Annotated in this window: 19 protein-coding genes and 1 tRNA gene; 12 read left to right on the top strand and 8 right to left on the bottom strand. The window is 34.1% G+C overall.

Going from position 1 to position 15,856, the window contains the following annotated elements; genetic code table 11:
* The first annotated feature begins 47 nt into the window (after positions 1–47).
* Entirely contained in the window at positions 48–926 is an 879-nt protein-coding gene (locus tag NsoK4_RS04895; protein ID WP_211688929.1) for a CdvA-like protein, read from the top strand.
* A gap of 262 nt (positions 927–1,188) precedes the next feature.
* Positions 1,189–3,099: an acetate--CoA ligase gene (gene acs / locus NsoK4_RS04890; RefSeq protein ID WP_211688695.1), complete on the top strand. Its 1,911-nt coding sequence runs from the start codon at positions 1,189–1,191 to the stop codon at positions 3,097–3,099.
* Here acs and NsoK4_RS04885 read toward each other — a convergent pair whose 3' ends face one another.
* Positions 3,100–3,633: a PAS domain-containing protein gene (locus tag NsoK4_RS04885; RefSeq protein WP_211688693.1), complete on the bottom strand. Its 534-nt coding sequence runs from the start codon at positions 3,631–3,633 to the stop codon at positions 3,100–3,102. It lies immediately after the preceding gene.
* A gap of 41 nt (positions 3,634–3,674) precedes the next feature.
* On the bottom strand, positions 3,675–4,697 hold the full coding sequence (gene fen, locus NsoK4_RS04880) for a flap endonuclease-1 (protein ID WP_211688691.1): 1,023 nt from the start codon (positions 4,695–4,697) through the stop codon (positions 3,675–3,677).
* A 90-nt stretch (positions 4,698–4,787) separates the two neighbouring features.
* On the opposite strand from fen, the gene NsoK4_RS04875 reads away from it, so the two are divergent.
* The 3 genes from NsoK4_RS04875 to NsoK4_RS04865 all read left to right on the top strand — a co-directional run bounded on the left by NsoK4_RS04875 (position 4,788) and on the right by NsoK4_RS04865 (position 5,464).
* Complete coding sequence (locus NsoK4_RS04875; RefSeq protein WP_211688689.1) at positions 4,788–4,970, top strand: hypothetical protein; 183 nt, start codon at positions 4,788–4,790, stop codon at positions 4,968–4,970.
* A 103-nt stretch (positions 4,971–5,073) separates the two neighbouring features.
* Positions 5,074–5,331, top strand: coding sequence for a hypothetical protein (locus NsoK4_RS04870; protein ID WP_211688687.1), 258 nt, complete (start codon positions 5,074–5,076; stop codon positions 5,329–5,331).
* 51 nt (positions 5,332–5,382) lie between these two features.
* A tRNA-Ser gene (locus tag NsoK4_RS04865) sits at positions 5,383–5,464 on the top strand.
* A gap of 388 nt (positions 5,465–5,852) precedes the next feature.
* On the opposite strand, the gene NsoK4_RS04860 is transcribed toward NsoK4_RS04865, so the two are convergent.
* A complete protein-coding gene (locus NsoK4_RS04860; RefSeq protein WP_211688685.1) occupies positions 5,853–6,167 on the bottom strand; it encodes a translation initiation factor eIF-1A in 315 nt (104 codons plus the stop codon).
* Positions 6,168–6,707: 540 nt separating this feature from the next.
* Here NsoK4_RS04860 and NsoK4_RS04855 point away from each other — a divergent pair.
* Both NsoK4_RS04855 and NsoK4_RS04850 read left to right on the top strand, forming a co-directional pair.
* Complete coding sequence (locus NsoK4_RS04855; protein ID WP_211688683.1) at positions 6,708–7,040, top strand: Lrp/AsnC ligand binding domain-containing protein; 333 nt, start codon at positions 6,708–6,710, stop codon at positions 7,038–7,040.
* Positions 7,041–7,094: 54 nt separating this feature from the next.
* The gene (locus tag NsoK4_RS04850; RefSeq protein WP_211688682.1) at positions 7,095–7,241 is read left to right on the top strand and encodes a hypothetical protein; all 147 of its coding nucleotides are present in this window, start codon (positions 7,095–7,097) and stop codon (positions 7,239–7,241) included.
* Positions 7,242–7,840: 599 nt separating this feature from the next.
* On the opposite strand, the gene NsoK4_RS04840 is transcribed toward NsoK4_RS04850, so the two are convergent.
* On the bottom strand, positions 7,841–8,362 hold the full coding sequence (locus tag NsoK4_RS04840) for a hypothetical protein (RefSeq protein WP_211688680.1): 522 nt from the start codon (positions 8,360–8,362) through the stop codon (positions 7,841–7,843).
* A gap of 657 nt (positions 8,363–9,019) precedes the next feature.
* Between NsoK4_RS04840 and NsoK4_RS04835 the strand changes: the two genes are divergently transcribed.
* A complete protein-coding gene (locus NsoK4_RS04835) occupies positions 9,020–9,970 on the top strand; it encodes a radical SAM protein (protein ID WP_211688678.1) in 951 nt (316 codons plus the stop codon).
* Between the two features lie 94 nt (positions 9,971–10,064).
* Positions 10,065–10,208, top strand: coding sequence for a hypothetical protein (locus NsoK4_RS04830; RefSeq protein ID WP_211688675.1), 144 nt, complete (start codon positions 10,065–10,067; stop codon positions 10,206–10,208).
* A 3-nt stretch (positions 10,209–10,211) separates the two neighbouring features.
* Here NsoK4_RS04830 and NsoK4_RS04825 read toward each other — a convergent pair whose 3' ends face one another.
* Positions 10,212–10,364, bottom strand: coding sequence for a hypothetical protein (locus NsoK4_RS04825; RefSeq protein ID WP_211688673.1), 153 nt, complete (start codon positions 10,362–10,364; stop codon positions 10,212–10,214).
* Between the two features lie 63 nt (positions 10,365–10,427).
* On the opposite strand from NsoK4_RS04825, the gene NsoK4_RS04820 reads away from it, so the two are divergent.
* Together NsoK4_RS04820 and NsoK4_RS04815 are read left to right on the top strand one after the other, a co-directional pair.
* Positions 10,428–11,273 carry a hypothetical protein gene (locus tag NsoK4_RS04820; protein ID WP_211688671.1) on the top strand — a complete coding sequence of 282 codons (846 nt, stop codon included), beginning with the start codon at positions 10,428–10,430 and terminating at the stop codon, positions 11,271–11,273.
* 20 nt (positions 11,274–11,293) lie between these two features.
* The gene (locus NsoK4_RS04815) at positions 11,294–11,659 is read left to right on the top strand and encodes a response regulator (protein ID WP_211688669.1); all 366 of its coding nucleotides are present in this window, start codon (positions 11,294–11,296) and stop codon (positions 11,657–11,659) included.
* 1 nt (position 11,660) lies between these two features.
* On the opposite strand, the gene NsoK4_RS04810 is transcribed toward NsoK4_RS04815, so the two are convergent.
* Positions 11,661–12,890 carry a PAS domain-containing sensor histidine kinase gene (locus NsoK4_RS04810; RefSeq protein ID WP_211688667.1) on the bottom strand — a complete coding sequence of 410 codons (1,230 nt, stop codon included), beginning with the start codon at positions 12,888–12,890 and terminating at the stop codon, positions 11,661–11,663.
* A gap of 256 nt (positions 12,891–13,146) precedes the next feature.
* Here NsoK4_RS04810 and NsoK4_RS04805 point away from each other — a divergent pair, with 256 nt between their 5' ends.
* A complete protein-coding gene (locus tag NsoK4_RS04805) occupies positions 13,147–13,995 on the top strand; it encodes a CBS domain-containing protein (RefSeq protein WP_211688665.1) in 849 nt (282 codons plus the stop codon).
* A gap of 2 nt (positions 13,996–13,997) precedes the next feature.
* On the opposite strand, the gene NsoK4_RS04800 is transcribed toward NsoK4_RS04805, so the two are convergent.
* A complete protein-coding gene (locus NsoK4_RS04800; RefSeq protein ID WP_211688664.1) occupies positions 13,998–14,207 on the bottom strand; it encodes a hypothetical protein in 210 nt (69 codons plus the stop codon).
* Positions 14,208–14,231: 24 nt separating this feature from the next.
* A complete protein-coding gene (pyrG, locus tag NsoK4_RS04795) occupies positions 14,232–15,833 on the bottom strand; it encodes a glutamine hydrolyzing CTP synthase (RefSeq protein WP_211688927.1) in 1,602 nt (533 codons plus the stop codon).
* Positions 15,834–15,856 lie beyond the last annotated feature (23 nt).

The raw sequence follows: 15,856 nt of genomic DNA, 5'->3' as shown, positions 1-15,856 counted from the left end.
ACCTTACTAACCCTTTGTGGGTTATACGTATCTCTAAAGAACTACACATGACCCACGACGATATCGATATTATCGGTAAGAACGTCAAAGACATGTACGGTACATTCATGGGTAAAGTCGTTGGAACAATAACTGACATCGATGGAAGCATCCAATCAGTAGGCATTGACTGCGGTTCTCAAGGATTACAGCAAATCCAGTATGAGCAACTAGTAGTTCAAGGCGATGTTGTTATTTTTATTCCAAGATGGAGACTAGACTCACAAAGACTTCTACGTGAAAAACAACTAACTCTACGTCGTCTAAAGGCTCTGATTGATATTGTTTCTGAAAACGATGACATGAAAGTAGATGCAGAAATAATTCATGAAAAATACAAGTCCAAACTTGTATCGTTAGATGAGACAGAACGTGAAATCAAAGCCAAACTTGAGGCAAGATTGACCGAGTTAGATGAACAAATGAAGTCTGCAAAGATGTTACTATTTGATGCAAAAGTACAATACAAGAGTAATGAAATCTCCGATGCAACATTTGAGACCGTGAAATCATGCACAACTGAAGTAATTGAGCATGTTACTCACGAAACTGCAGAAATCTCAAACGTACAAAGAAGAATTTCAGATCTTGATATGGAAGTTCAGAGTACTATTGCCCCTCCACAAAAACATCTACAGGAATCAGCCGTTTCATATCTGGACAATTCTGAACAAGTAGTTCAGACCAGCCTTCCAGAGGCACCAACAGAACCAGTACCAGAATCTTCAGAAACCCCTCTTGAGGTTGAGGCTCAATCCAAAATACCAGAACCTCCAACTGAAACTGAAGCACTACCAACAATTCCAGAACCACCCCAACAGGTGACAGCAGACACATCAGATGACAACAACGATAACGACTGGCTTGCTAGAATGGAAGCACAATAATTTTTTTCCTTTTTCTAATTTTTAATGGATTTTTTTGAGAATATTCTATATTTTTCTTAGTTTTGTGAAAACTGCCTCTGTCATTTTTAACAATTCGTTCATTTCTGGTTCTAGTTTTTCATCCATCATGAAAATTAGTAGATCTATTTAGTACTTAATCAGGTGTTTGTAATTTGAATTACACATTAATTTTCAGGCACGAATTCTGTTTTTAAATAAAAACATCATTAACATTTAGAAAGTTTGGGTTCCTTTGTTTTTTATGCCTGAAACCTATGAAATTGGGCTTGGAAATTATGATACTGAGACTCGAAAATCAGCCGAATCTGATTTTGTGTCTTTTTGGGGAAAACAGGCCGAATCCCTCCATTGGTTTTCAAAATGGAACAATGTTTTGGATTGGGATCCTCCCTTTGCAAAATGGTTTGTTGGTGGAAAAATCAACGCCTCCTACAATGCCTTGGACGTTCATCAGGAAAAACGAGCATCAAAACCAGCAATTCTGTGGGAAGGGGAAAATGGCGAGTCAAGAACATTGACCTATCGTGATTTGTGGGTTCAGGTCCAAAAACTTGCAAATGCTCTAAAATCACTAGGCGTAGAAAAAGAAGACCGTGTCACAATTTATCTTCCAATGGTGCCAGAGCTTCCAATTGCAATGCTTGCATGTTCTAGAATTGGGGCAACTCATACAGTAGTGTTTTCTGGATTTAGTGCATCATCAATTAGAGACAGAATAGATGACTCTAAATCAAAAATTGTGATCACTGCTGATGGTGGTTATCGAAGGGGCAATATTGTAAAACTAAAAGATGTTGTTGATGAAGCAATAAAAGATTTTGATTTTGTAAAAAATGTTATTGTTTTAGAAAGGACAAAAAACCAAATCACAATTAATCAAAAAGATAAACTTTGGAAAGATTTGATGAATAATGCATCGGAAAACTGCGAGGCAGAACCTCTTGACAGCTTACATCCTCTTTACATCCTTTATACTTCTGGTACTACTGGAAAACCAAAAGGTGTATTACATGGCACTGGTGGGTATCTTACACATCTACATTCTACTTTCAAATGGGCATTTGACATCAAAGACTCTGATGTGTTCTTCTGTACTGCTGATATTGGATGGGTTACGGGACACAGCTATGTTGTGTATGCCCCGCTTTTGCATGGCGCAACAGAAGTTATGTACGAAGGTGCTCCTGATTTCCCTGATGCATCTAGAATGTGGGATGTGATCCAAAAATACAAAGTTTCTATATTTTACACAACACCTACTGCACTGAGAATGTTTATGAAATTTGGTGATGATATTCCAAATTCATTTGATCTATCCTCAATTAGATTACTTGGAACAGTTGGTGAGCCGATAAATCCTGAGGTTTGGAAATGGTATTACCGTGTAATTGGAAAAGAAAAATGTCCGATTATTGATACATGGTGGCAAACAGAAACAGGTGGAATGATGATTTCTCCTCTTCCTGGCCTAGAAACAATTCCACTAAAACCCGGTTCAGGCACAAACCCTGTTCCTGGAGTGTTCATATCTGTAGTTGATGAAAAAGGGGATGATGTTCCTGCAAACACCAAAGGATATCTTGTAATCAAAAAACCGTGGCCTGGAATGCTTTTGACATTGTGGGGCGATGATGAAAAATACAAAAATGTTTACTGGTCAAAATACAAAAACTGTTACTATCCTGGTGACTATGCAATTAAAGATGAAGATGGTTATTTTTGGCTACTTGGTCGTGCCGATGATGTGCTAAAGGTTGCAGGACATCGAATTGGTACCGCTGAGCTTGAAAGTTGTATTGTATCTCATGAAGATGTTGCTGAATCGGCAGTATGTGGCATTCCAGATGAGGTCAAGGGTGAGGTTATTATTTCGTTTGTTGTCTTAAAAGAAAATTGCTCTAAACCTTCTACTGAATTAAAAAAAGAATTAATTGCAAAAATCAGAAATGATATTGGTGCAATTGCAACTCCTAAGGAAATTTATTTTGTTTCAAAACTTCCTAAAACTCGTAGTGGTAAAATAATGCGCAGGCTGCTCAAAGCAATTGCAAGCAATGACAAAATTGGTGATGTCAGCACTCTTGAAGATGGCGCAGCAGTAACCGAAGTTCAAAATGCTTTTGAAGAGTTACAAAAATCTATGAAAAAATGACTATTCATTTCGTAATTCTTTAAGATCTGTGTCTATTAGCATATCGAACATCTTCTTTAACCCGTCATACTCTGATTTTGAATTTTCATCGAGTTTGTCGTACTCTGTTTTTTTAATCTCATCTAATCGCTTTTTGGCATCTTTGAAATACTTTTCCAACTCTTCGATTTTTTGGTCTGTCAAATCATTGATGTCAAAAATCACAGTGTTACTTCCAATCAACTCCCCTTTCTTGTCATACAAGCTTGTTGCCTGCAACAGTCCAGGAAATTCATCCCCGTTTTGTTTTTTGAACTTAATCTTTCTTTCAGATACCTTTCCTGTCTCAAACCATGTTTTTAGAGACTCATTCATGGCCTCCCATGATTCTTTTGGAACGTGTTCGAATACTGGTCTGCCCAGAATCTCCGATTTTGCATATCCTATTTTTGCAGCATATGTTGAATTACAATCTAAAATTACGCCGATAGAATTTACCCTTCTCCACATGATTGGGGCATCTTTTAGAATTTTTCTTGCTTCTGTTTGCTGCACTTTTCTGATTTCATTTGTCTTATTATTAAATTAAAATCTGACTAGAACCACTGATCTAGATTTTGGCTTTTCTTTTCTAGTGCTTTTTTTAATCTATTCAGGGAAGATTGAATTCTGTCTTCTGAAAAACTCCTCTCATTTACTAGATAATTTGTTATTGCATTATAGTTGACTTCGTCAAATTTTATTTCCTCTACTTTTGCCACTTGTGGCTCTAGGAATATTTTTCTGATTTGCTCGTAGTCTATTTCGTTTAATTGTTCTTGTATTTGCGGAATGTCTTCTAGTCTTGAATGCTGTTTGATCATTTTCAATGCTGTCTTTGGGCCTATTCTTTCAAAACCATCTGGATTAAAATCAGTACCGATCAAAATACCTACATCTACTAACTCTTCTCTTGTAATTTCTAATGAATCTAGAATTTTCTGTGTTTCGATAATTTCTGGTTCTATGTCTATGTAGCTATTTCTGTTTGGAATTTTTCTTCTTCCACTGTTTGTAAAATTCCTTACTAGTCTTTTTGCACCAAACAAAATTGAATCGTAATCTTGACTTGCAGATGCATATGCCTGTCCTGTGTTTGTCAAATGTGCTGCAGTTGCTTCTCCTTCTGATGGTGCATCAATATATGGAATTCCAAAATGCTTCAAAAGCGTCTTAGAGTCTTCTACCATGCCATCTTTCATGCTTGTTGTCTGCTGTGCAAATTTTCTTGCATCTTCTAGATTTCCCTCTGCAATGGCTTTTTCATATTTTACAGTAGCATCCTTTTTGATCTGCTTTCTTCTTTCTATCTCTGCTGTCTTTAGTGACGGTGGTTTTCCATCAAATACATACACTGGTTTTATTCCTAGAGACAAGAAATTGATATTTCTATACAATAATCCACTCAGATGACTGGTGATTCTCCCCTCTGAATCTGATAATTGCATGCCATCTGGACCTCGGATTATAGCCAAAAATTGGTAAATTGCATTGTATGCATCAATTGCTATGACTTTGTTTGCAAATGACTCTAACTTTGTTTTTTCTTTGTCTACTAGTCCTTTCAGATTCAGACCCATTACTTTGAGACTGTTTTTTGCAGTATTTTGTGTTTATCATTGATTTGAATTAAGGCAAATACCAATATTCTAAGAATTATGACTTATTTTATGCAAAATTGGTTTCTTTGGGCAGGAATTAGCTTTGTTCTTGGCGGATTCATAAGTTTTGCCTTAAACGCAGGTGCTTCTGAAACGGTAAGCTTTCAAGAAGATATTTCTGGATATGCAATAGGCTGGATTCTTGTTGGTGTTGTTTTGATTTCTGTTGGATTCATCAAGAAGAAAAAATAATTGCGATCTTTTTTTGTGATAACATGAGACAATAAAAACACAATTATTCTAATCATGTCTTGTCTTAAATTTGGTTTTTATAATATTTTGAAAATGATCATGTGTGGATGATTTTGTTCTGCCAAAACGTTTGACTGATAAAATTTTTGAAATAAAAAGAAATGATGGATACGTCTCAATAATTTCATATTTTCCTTTATCTGATACTGAAAAAAATCAACTAAAAAAACTATTTGGCAAAAAATTAGTTTGTGATGGGTTTCGTTCTATTTTTTCTGACTCTGTATCTGACGAAGAATGGAAAAAATCCAAATCTCAAATCAAGAAAAGATTTCAGGATGAATTATTTGAGATAGATTAGATCCTGTTTGTTTCAGATTTGCTTAATTATGGAGTTAATCTCAATAAAACTGCCAGGTTAGCCAAGCGGTAAGGCGGCCGTCTCGAAAACGGCTACGCGCAAGCGTGCAGGGGTTCGAATCCCTTACCTGGCGTTCACTTTTGAGTTTAATACCCTGAATTGCCTATTTATCCACATTGCAAACTATACAGACAGAAAAATTCCAAATTCATAATTATGATGGTGCAATTGCCTCTATTCTGAGGGCAGTACACAAGGAACTGTCTCCTGAAAACATCGATCTTGTAATGAGATATGATAAATTGATGGTAAGGGAATCTCTTGTAAAAGCAACAAGAAGAAAACATCTGGAGATGATTCTTAGTAGGATGTTTCAAAAGAATTGGATGATGTCTCGGACTTGTAGGTTAAACTTTGCGCATCCTCATCCCATGTTGAATTTAACACTCTATTCCGTGAGACTGACGATTTTAACTATTATCTTTGATGTTGATCGGTTTGCAATCCTCATTACAAAATTTTTAAAAATCTAATGGTATATGCTTATTCTCTTTTAACCACTGTACTTGCGGTAATGTGTATCTCCATAATATGTCTCCTCTCTCTTCTTTTCCAAAATCCCAAGGTGCAATTATCACTATGTCGTTATCTCGTATCCATACTCGTCGTTTCAATTTTCCTCTGATTCTTCCTCTTCGCGCAACATTGTCTTCGCATTTTACCATGACGTTTTCTCCCCCCATCATCTTGATTACTCTGCCAAACATTTCTCCTTCTTCTTCTGGCATTCTGATTTCTTTTAATGCACTTTCATTTTTTACTTGACGTTTTCCCAACGCATTTCATACCTTGCTTGTGCTATTAGTGTTGGTATTGCATCATTTTTCATCTAATCATGTTTTCTAATTCTGATTTTTCATATATTTCTTGAATTATGTTGTTTATCTTTGAGTTTTTCAACTAGTTTCACAGCTTTTGTAGTAAAATTACATGTTTCTTACATGTTTCTCAGATGAAATTAATTTGTAATTTTTTTAGAAATATTTCTACTTCTTTTATAGTATAAGCGTGTAAACAATACATGTCTTTTATGAATTGTCTTCATTGTGGAAGAGAATACGAAAGTTTGAACAACGACACAACATGTTCATCAAACTGTGCACAGGAAATAGGAAAATAAATGAAATACAGATGCAGTAAATGCGATTTCTATTGGATTGGTACTTCCTACAAGTTTGATGAGGTACGTAAACATGAAAAAATCCATGAAAAAGGAAAAAACTCATGCTAATTTGTAACAAATGTTACAATGAACATCATGATCAATGCATGGGCAAAGCCGGAATGTTTGATTGTGGGTGCAATTGTTTAAAGAAATGAATGATTATACGTGCACCTGTGATTGTGGGTGCCAAAACTCTTCTGGTGAATATCTTTGTAGAACATGTAAGATTGGCATGTGTGCATCAAATTCTGCATACCTCTTAATCATATGTAATGAAGGAAAACTCGGAGATGTGCTGTCCGAAATCAAAATTCTGACAGATGTAAAAGAAGTTCAAGAGACATGCGGCGCATATGATATTATTGCAAAGATTGAGTCCATTACCTCTAATCATTTACAAAAATTCTTAATCAAAAAAATACAAAATCTGGCAAATGTTCGAAGTGCCATGACCTTACACTGCAAGTCCTCTTTCACTAGTTGATATTTAGAAAAACATGACAGCAAAGCTTAACTTTGAACGCTTCTGTAATTCAATATGATCGACGTAAAAGATTTGAGAGTGTGCTCTGATTGCGGTACTGTATATTTTGAAAAATTTTCCAGAGGACTATGCCCTAACTGTCATACCAACAACTATGAGCAAGTGTCTGCTGACAGTGGTGTGGGTAGTCTAGAAAGATAATACACTAAAAACACAAAATAAACCAATTTAATTTGAGAACTATTTATTCTTGCATTCACATTTTTGCTGTTTTTTAAACTTGGGATACTTTAGCTTATGGCATACTTCACAATACAATTGATTTGACATTTCCTATTTGTAATGGAATTCAAGTAAAAAGGGAATCATATAACAAATCTAAACTAAAAATACCATAAACAAGAACTGCTACTCTGGTACTATGCGACCATCGTCGTCTAGTAGATTTCCACATGTCTGACATTGCCATTTTTCAGATGTTCTGTGATTTTTCCTTGTGGTGTTGCATACTTTACATCGTACAGCCATTACTCTGTTTTACCTGTGTGTGTTTTCTCATGCTCTCTTACTTTGTCAAATGTATGTGATGTCCCTTCCCATTTAAAACTGCATTGAGTGCATTGGTATTTCATTTTTCTTTTACATCCTCTTGTTTTTCTTTTTTAATCTTTTGAACGGTGCTTGTCTTCTTTGTGATTTTCCACGATTCACACTGTAGTTTTTTCATCATTTTTCTGAACATGGCATAATAGTTCTTCTCTGTGATATATACCGGCGCAAACCGTAATTGTCACGCATGACTATGTTTTGTCTTTTAGTTGATTATAATCTCGCATTATCTTTGGAAGTTTGTCTTCCGGATCCAAATTAATTTCATGTTTTTCGCAATAAAGAAAATAATTCGGCCAATTTACTTTTGCAATCTTTTTGAAATCCTCACCGATCATGTTGTTGTACCACTCAATTATGCTCAATCCATACGCAAAAAACCTCTTGAGATACATGACGATTCCGTGGGGTATTTTTCCATTGATGTACAAAAAAGCGATTTCATCTACTGTGTTCAGATAATCATTTGCATATCGTTCACAATCCTCTGTAGTTTTAAGTACTGAGTTTTTGTTAAGACGATTTGTTAAATCTTCGTGAAAACCACGTAAAAGTTGGGAATATGTTGCCTTTGTGTTCTCTCGTATGTTCTTCCAAGTAAGAAAAACCATGCATGCAAAAATTGTTGCAGTCGTAGAACTTACTACTATGGCAACAAACGCTAAATCAATCCCTTGTGATAACTGTAAAAATAAATTTGAAAAACTAAACAACTATTTTTTTCTCCAACAAACCCTGATCTTTTTTCAAATGAGTTTTTTCATGAATCAATACTTTGTCAAAATTATCCATGTTCCCTTCCCAATGAAATTTGCAGTTTTTGCAATTATACTTCATTTTTTCTCCTCTCTTCGGTTTCTTTGAATGCATTTACGTCATTTGATGTCTTTTCTTGTTTTCCTTTCAGTCTTGCTAACAGATTTTTTAACATGATCATTTAGGCTGTATCTTACATATAAAGACAGAAATTATTGCCATTTGCTAAAAATCAATAATGTCTTTTAATGCCCGGAAGGCATCTTGATTAAAAAATGATTATCTATTTTGTAATGTTTTCATGCCTGCCCCATTTGAGATAATACTCTTCCTTGGAAATGGGGACTCTGGATTTACACTTTAGACATCTGCGTATTTTATTGTGTTTGGAATATCTCCAAATATGTGCTTCACTTTTTTTATGACAGTTCATACAGTTGTATGTTGTACTAGTATTTAGGAAACTCTCAGGACTGTCATACCTGAAATCAAAATTATATCTTAATTCTAATCAATACTGAAGTGATTTAGTTGATTATGCGCTATACAGAACTAACATGTCGTCATTAAATTAATTTGATAACTGTTAAATTTTTTGAAGTGTAACTTATGCCATGGAAATCATGGGTCGTGGTTTCAAACAGATAGTTAGAGAATCTCCTCTTTACTTTCATTTGGGACTAAAATTTGTTGGATACAAGCTATTTGGTAAAAAAAGTCCCTTTTATGGATCTGCTGATATTATCAACGTATGTAATTTGCATTGCAAGCACTGCTATTGGTGGTTGAACAGAAAAGAAAATGAGGAACTTTCCCTTAAAGAATGGAAAAAAATCATAGACGAGAAATTCAAGAAACAACATATCTTTATTGTGACTCTTGTTGGTGGCGAACCAATGATGAGGCCTGATGTTGTTGAATTGTTTGTAAAAGAATTCCCTAAAAGAGCATGCGTTGTTACTAATGGAACGTATCCTATTCCGCATTTTGATGACATTTACTTTTATTGGATTTCAATTGATGGGGATGAAAAAATCCATGATGAGATTAGGGGTGATGGTGCCTGGAGAAAAACAAGACAAAATGTAGTGAACTATGTTCAAAACAATGGCTCAGGAGCTTGGAAAGACATTTGGATAACCATGACGATTAATACAAAAAACTACAAAACTGTAAAAAAAGTAATTGAAGACTGGAAAGACTTTTCAAATAAAATTGGGTTTCAATTTCATACTCCGTTTATGGATGGAGATCCTTTATGGCTTCCTTTTGGAAAAGAACGTAATCAAGTCATAGATGAGATTCTTGAACTGAAATCTGGTAATCTAAAAAACTACATAATTAATCCAAAAGAGCAATTAGAAGTCATGAAGAAAAATTGGGGCGGAAAGGGAACTACTCCTATTGATTGTCCTACGTGGGCAATTACATCGGTTGATCATATGGGAAGAGAAAAACACCCTTGTTGTATAGGAAGTGCAGAAAATGATTCCATGAAGCCAATTTGTGAGAAGTGTGGCTTGGGGTGCTATTCTGTACTTTTAGGTTATGGAATTAAGGGTTAGATTTTTTACATCCTCTTTTGAATATTGTGATTGTTATGGTCTTAAATTATTATGTTAATAAAATCTTTTTTTACTAGTTTTTCCTATATATTACGTGGTTCATGCAAATTCATGGTACATTTCTATGCATTTTGATAGACTCTCTGAGGAATTGCTAGAAGGATTTCAGAATAACATTGATGACACTGAAGACTCAAAAAATGACAAAAAAACAGCTAATCCTAAACGTAAAAAATAAAAATTATTTTGTTCCTTTTATGCTGGAACGTAGCACTTCATTAATTACATGTGAGAAACTAATGGATTTAGCAGAATCTTGAATCATTTTGGATTGCTTGATTCTAAGCTTCTTTTCTAAATCTTTGTCTAACATGATGGTTATTCTTGATGACATTTCATATCTCCTTATAATGAGTAAATAATAATTCTTATATAAGAACATCACCCCATTTGCGGTATGGTTATATTAAATGAAGAGAGATTGCCGAGTCTTCTTACCTACAAGTACTACATTAGACCCAATGCTCATAGGTTGTATGGTGACTATGCAAATAGAACAAAACATCAACAAAACGTACACCGAATTTTAAAGATCCTTGCATTAAACGGCCCGATGACTACGTGGGATATGGCAAAAATCAGATTCCCAAACGATATTGAAAAAATTCGTTCAAAAGAAAAAGAGTACCGTAGACTTCTTGTTGGGCGTACTGATAGGGGGAGACATTCTGATGGTATATTGGGTCTTAAACTTGTACTAATTGACAGCATATCTACAAAACGCAATCCTGGAAACAAATACCGCTTATCACTGTTTGGGATTCTCTATTGCCTTGATCGACTTCATTTGGAAAAATTTGAGGTTGACAAAATGGCAAAAAATTATGCAGTCGTACTTCCGTTGGTTTTTGGAAACTGGGATTTACTAAAATCAATAATTGGGGATAATGTTTACAATTTATCGTTACTTGGAAAGGGGTTGCTGTTTGACAATCTTCATGTGTTGACTATAGATAATTCTGAATTTTATGAACTAATTATGTTTTTCAATATTAAATCCAATCAACTCTCTCAGTCTTTAAATGAAACTAAAATAGGCGAATTAATTTCGCTCTGGTTTTATATCACTTTGTTATATTTTCCTAATTTAAAACATGAAAAAAAGAGAAAGCCTTCCTTTATGCTAAAACAAATTTTTAAAAAAAGAAAAAATATTGAAAAATGGTTTTTGGATTATGTTGATTCTGCAAAAAAATATTACAAAGAGCGTTCAAATATCTTGGAGGATGTTTCTTTTACTTAGTGTATTTTTTGGTGATTGCTATGAGTAAGGGATTAATTTTGGTTGCTGATGATGACATTGCTGTTTTAGATACTACTTGCACTTTTTTAGAGTTCTTTGGCTATGATGTAATTCAAGCACATGATGGGCTTGATGCCCTCACAAAATATAAAAAATTCAAACCTGGATTGGTATTTTTGGATGTAAAAATGCCTAAGATGGACGGCTATGCTACCTTTTTTGAATTAAAAAAACAGTTTCATGATGCAAATGTAGTTTTGATGACTGCTCATGCTGATTATTCAGAATGGGAAAAAGCAAAAAAAGAAAATGTATTGGAATTAATTGAAAAACCTTATTCTGCTGAACAATTAAAGAAAATAACAGAAAAATTCTACGGTAAATAGACTATTTTTTTGGAAGTATTATGATAAACATTGTAGGATTTATTTTTACACCTATCTTTCCTCCATGCTCTTCTATGATTCTTTTACAATTTGCTAATCCTAATCCAGTTCCTGACTGTTTTGTTGTATATAATGGCTCAAAAATTTTGGAAATATCTTTTCTATCAATGCCTTTTCCAGTGTCTTTAATTGTAATCATTATGTCATCATATCTTTCTTCTGAATCTATTTCTATCACTCCTTTTTCTCCAATTGCATCGATTGCATTTTTAATCAGGTTTGTAATTACCGTTTGAATCTTGATCTTGTCCACTTTGATTTTGTAATTATTTTTAGGTAGTTTGACCTCAATCTGTTCAGAAATCTCAACTTCATTTATTGAGTTATTGAGAATCTCTAACAATTCAACATCCTCTTTTTTCATTAAAGATGTTTTTGAAAAATCTAGAACATCTTTTGTCAAATATTGTATTTTATCAACTGCTTTACTTATCTTGTCAAACTGTGCTTTCTGAAATTCATTCACTTCTTTTTGTTTTATTTTTAACATTTCTAAACTTCCTTTGATAACTGTTAGTGGATTTCTTAAATCATGGGCAATGCTGGCACCCATCTTGCCTATTGTTGCAAATCTCTCTAACTGTATTTTTTCTAGTGCTTCTTTATTGAAAATTCTAAAAACTATGATTACCAGTATTATATGCACAATTGTGTTTGTTATCAAAAGTGCTATCTCTAATCTGATTAATAACTGGTTTTTACCTTCTAAAAATATTGTAATCTCTTCTACTAATTTATCTGAACTTTGAATTACTGCTTTTCCATTCTGTTCTATTTCACTATGTATATTTTCTTGCTCCGATTTAGTACTGTCTAGTTTTTCAATACTCTCTCTAAAAATTAAATAATTTTCATAAACCTCATTCCATTCTTTTTCTAATTCTGTTGGAAGTTCTTTGAGGCTTTCGCCGTTTATTTTGCCTCCATTTTTTATCAAGAGGATATTTTTTTCAAGCATATTGATCATCTTGTCCTTTTCATCAAAATACTTCTCCTCATGATGAATTTCCATTATAGAACCTAGGGCCAAAAATCTATTCAGACCTGCGTAATCTATGCTATTTCCTAAATCAAGCCATTCTGTTTCAATGTATACAAGCACCAAAAAACTAACAATGATTAAAATGATCTGTACCATTACAATGGATGCGATTTTTTGCTTTACTTTCAAATTTTAAATCTCTATTACTTTTATCTTCCCCTTTTTAATGATTAAATTAATCACGTCATTATTCATTGCATAAATGACTAACTAATGAATTGACCATTTCTGTTAAATACAAATTTTGTAAGGATTGCTCACCAAGCACAAATGATTGGCATTGGCATGAATTCATGCAATGTCTATCATTCTTTGATTTACTCTGACGATTTTCATTCATGGAAATGATCCTGTGTTTTTTATAACTCTCTGTAATGGTCAACATATGAAATATGCAAAAGATATCCTAAATTCCCCTCGAACTATAAAATATGAATCCACACTAGCTGATATTTTAAAAAAAATACTTGATGAGAAAAAAAGTAGAATTTTAGTTACTGAAAATGGAAAAATTACTGGCATTGTATCTGAAAAAGATCTAGGATTCTTTTTGTTGACTGACAAATCCGAGCGTAAATTAGACGAAATACCTCTGTCTGAAATTTTTAAAAAAATTATTTCGGTTGATGAGAAAACAGAACTTAACGAATGTGCACAAATCATGCTAAAAAATGGAATTGGCTCTTTAGTGGTTTCTTCAAATGATGAGGTTGTTGGTATTTTGACAAAAACTGATCTTGTTCGATATTTTACCAAATCTTACTCTGGTGAAAAAACTGTTGGTGAATACATGTCGCCTTACTATGCTTGGCAATATGCTGATACTTCTCTTTACAAGATTGTGCAGAAAATGGTTGATGAGAAAATATCTAGGGTGATACTACGTGATGATCAAGAAAACCCCGTAGGAATTGTGACTTTTAGAGATTTGTTTAACCTTGCACTGAAACTAGGTGAACAAGAAGATGTTCTTGACAATACGGATCCTGTAATATCTGTAATTTTTCCTAGAAAGGGCTTTGTGTCTGAAACGGGATTTGGTGGCAGTACCAAAGCACATGAAATAATGAGCAAAAACATTGTATCTGTGGATTATGATGATGACTTGGCAAAAGCTGGAAAAACTATGCTAGATGAACATATCAACGGTATTGGCGTGCTATCCGGGCATGGAAATATTATCGGTGTTGTTAGTAAAACTGACATCATAAAGGCATTGGCCTTTATGAAGTGATTTTATCTTTTTGCAACTCTTTTTTCATCTCTGCATTTTCCACACAGATAGTTTTTTTTGAATTGTTCTAATTCTTTTTCAAACTCCTCTGTTTCATAATATGATTCGGATACTTGAATTCCTCCTGGTACCTTGCAATTACAATTTGTACAATTAATATCCAGATTGATTTTTATTCTTTTTTCATTTGGTCCTGTTTTACCAATAATCATTTTTCATCTAAATTGCAAGATTTCTTATTTTTCTGATGCTGCTTTTACAAATGCCTCAAAGGCCTCTTCAGGAAAGCCCGGTCTACTGTTAAATTCTGGGTGGAACTGTACGCCTAGATAGAACTTGTGGCTTGGAATCTCCAACATCTCCATTCTTTTTCCATTGTCACTGTCTGCAGGAAATATCATTCCATTCCTTTCAAACTCTGAAATGTATTTCTGGTTTATTTCATATCTGTGTCTATGTCTCTTTGAGATAGTGTCTGTCTTGTAAATTTTATGTGCAATTGTGTTTTGTTTGATGAATACCTCGTTTGCTCCCAGTCTTAGGGTTCCACCCATATCTGAAAGCTCTTTCTGTTCTGGTAACAAATCCACAACCGGATTTTTTGCATCTTCTTTTATTTCTGTAGAGTTTGCATCTTCTAAATTCAAAACGTTTCTTCCAAATGCAATAGCAGCTAGTTGAAATCCAAAACATATTCCAAGGTATGGGATGTTTTTTTCCCTTGCATAATTTGCTGTTTTGATTATTCCTTCAGAACCTCTTGTTCCAAATCCACCTGGCACTAAGATTCCGTCATATTTTGAAAAAATCTCATAATCTGTTATTGTTTCAGAATCAATCCAATCAATTTTTACTGATTTTCCAAGCTTTGCACCTGCATGTTTTAATGCGTGATTTACGCTTACATAACTATCTGGAAGTGTAACATATTTTCCCACCATTGCAATTCTGACTTTTTGATCTTCATGATTAATCATTGATTCAGCGATTTTATTCCACTTGTCCCAATTTGCAGATGCGTTAACCATTCCTACAATGCCAAACTTCTTGAAAATAGAATCTAAAATTCCCTGATCATACAAAATCTGTGGAACTTGAAATATCGATTTTACATCATGACATGATAATACGTCATTTACTGTAACATTTGTAAATAATGCAATCTTTTTCTTTGTTTTTTCTTCTAGAGGTAATGTGCATCTTACTGCCAAAAAGTCAGGCTGGATACCTATTCTCCTAAGCTCTTGAGCACTATGCTGTGTTGGTTTTGTTTTTTGCTCCCCTACCACATCTAATGATGGTGCCAGTGTAACGTGCACAAATAGAACGTTTTCAGGTCCTTCTTCTACTCTCATTTGTCTTAATGCTTCTAAAAATGGCAGAGATTCAATATCTCCTACAGTTCCACCACATTCTACAATCAAAAAATCCAGCTTTTCATCTTCTGCTATCCCTCTAATCCTGTTTTTTATTTCATCAGTGACATGGGGAATGATTTGGACACATGCACCAAGGTACTCCCCCTTCCTCTCTGCTTCTATTACCGAAGAATAAACTTGAGCAGTTGTAATGTTGTGTGTTTTTGGAATATTTTGATTTAAGAATCTCTCGTAATTTCCAATATCCATATCACATTCACCTCCATCGTCCGTGACAAAAACTTCGCCATGGGCTACTGGATTCATAGTTCCTGCGTCATAGTTTAGATATGGATCGATTTTGATACAAGAAACTTTTTGATCTGCCAATTGTAAAAGTTTTGCAATAGATGATGTTGTGACGCCTTTTCCGAGGCCTGACATGACACCGCCAGTGACAAAAATAAACTTCGTCTGCACATTAATGAAACGAGTATCTGGTT

The organism is Nitrosopumilus sp. K4, assembly GCF_018128925.1.
Lineage (GTDB): Archaea > Thermoproteota > Nitrososphaeria > Nitrososphaerales > Nitrosopumilaceae > HKST03.
This window is presented reverse-complemented; position numbering and strand designations above follow the sequence as displayed.

What these genes read in the sequence shown, in the direction of transcription:
- NsoK4_RS04895 (WP_211688929.1), top strand. Translation starts at nt 48, where the DNA reads ATGACCCACGACGATATCGATATTATCGGTAAGAACGTCAAAGACATG.
- acs (WP_211688695.1), top strand. Translation starts at nt 1,189, where the DNA reads ATGCCTGAAACCTATGAAATTGGGCTTGGAAATTATGATACTGAGACT.
- fen (WP_211688691.1), bottom strand. Translation starts at nt 4,697, where the DNA reads ATGGGTCTGAATCTGAAAGGACTAGTAGACAAAGAAAAAACAAAGTTA.
- NsoK4_RS04875 (WP_211688689.1), top strand. Translation starts at nt 4,788, where the DNA reads ATGCAAAATTGGTTTCTTTGGGCAGGAATTAGCTTTGTTCTTGGCGGA.
- NsoK4_RS04855 (WP_211688683.1), top strand. Translation starts at nt 6,708, where the DNA reads ATGAATGATTATACGTGCACCTGTGATTGTGGGTGCCAAAACTCTTCT.
- NsoK4_RS04850 (WP_211688682.1), top strand. Translation starts at nt 7,095, where the DNA reads ATGATCGACGTAAAAGATTTGAGAGTGTGCTCTGATTGCGGTACTGTA.
- NsoK4_RS04835 (WP_211688678.1), top strand. Translation starts at nt 9,020, where the DNA reads ATGGAAATCATGGGTCGTGGTTTCAAACAGATAGTTAGAGAATCTCCT.
- NsoK4_RS04825 (WP_211688673.1), bottom strand. Translation starts at nt 10,364, where the DNA reads ATGTCATCAAGAATAACCATCATGTTAGACAAAGATTTAGAAAAGAAG.
- NsoK4_RS04820 (WP_211688671.1), top strand. Translation starts at nt 10,428, where the DNA reads ATGGTTATATTAAATGAAGAGAGATTGCCGAGTCTTCTTACCTACAAG.
- NsoK4_RS04815 (WP_211688669.1), top strand. Translation starts at nt 11,294, where the DNA reads ATGAGTAAGGGATTAATTTTGGTTGCTGATGATGACATTGCTGTTTTA.
- NsoK4_RS04805 (WP_211688665.1), top strand. Translation starts at nt 13,147, where the DNA reads ATGAAATATGCAAAAGATATCCTAAATTCCCCTCGAACTATAAAATAT.
- NsoK4_RS04800 (WP_211688664.1), bottom strand. Translation starts at nt 14,207, where the DNA reads ATGATTATTGGTAAAACAGGACCAAATGAAAAAAGAATAAAAATCAAT.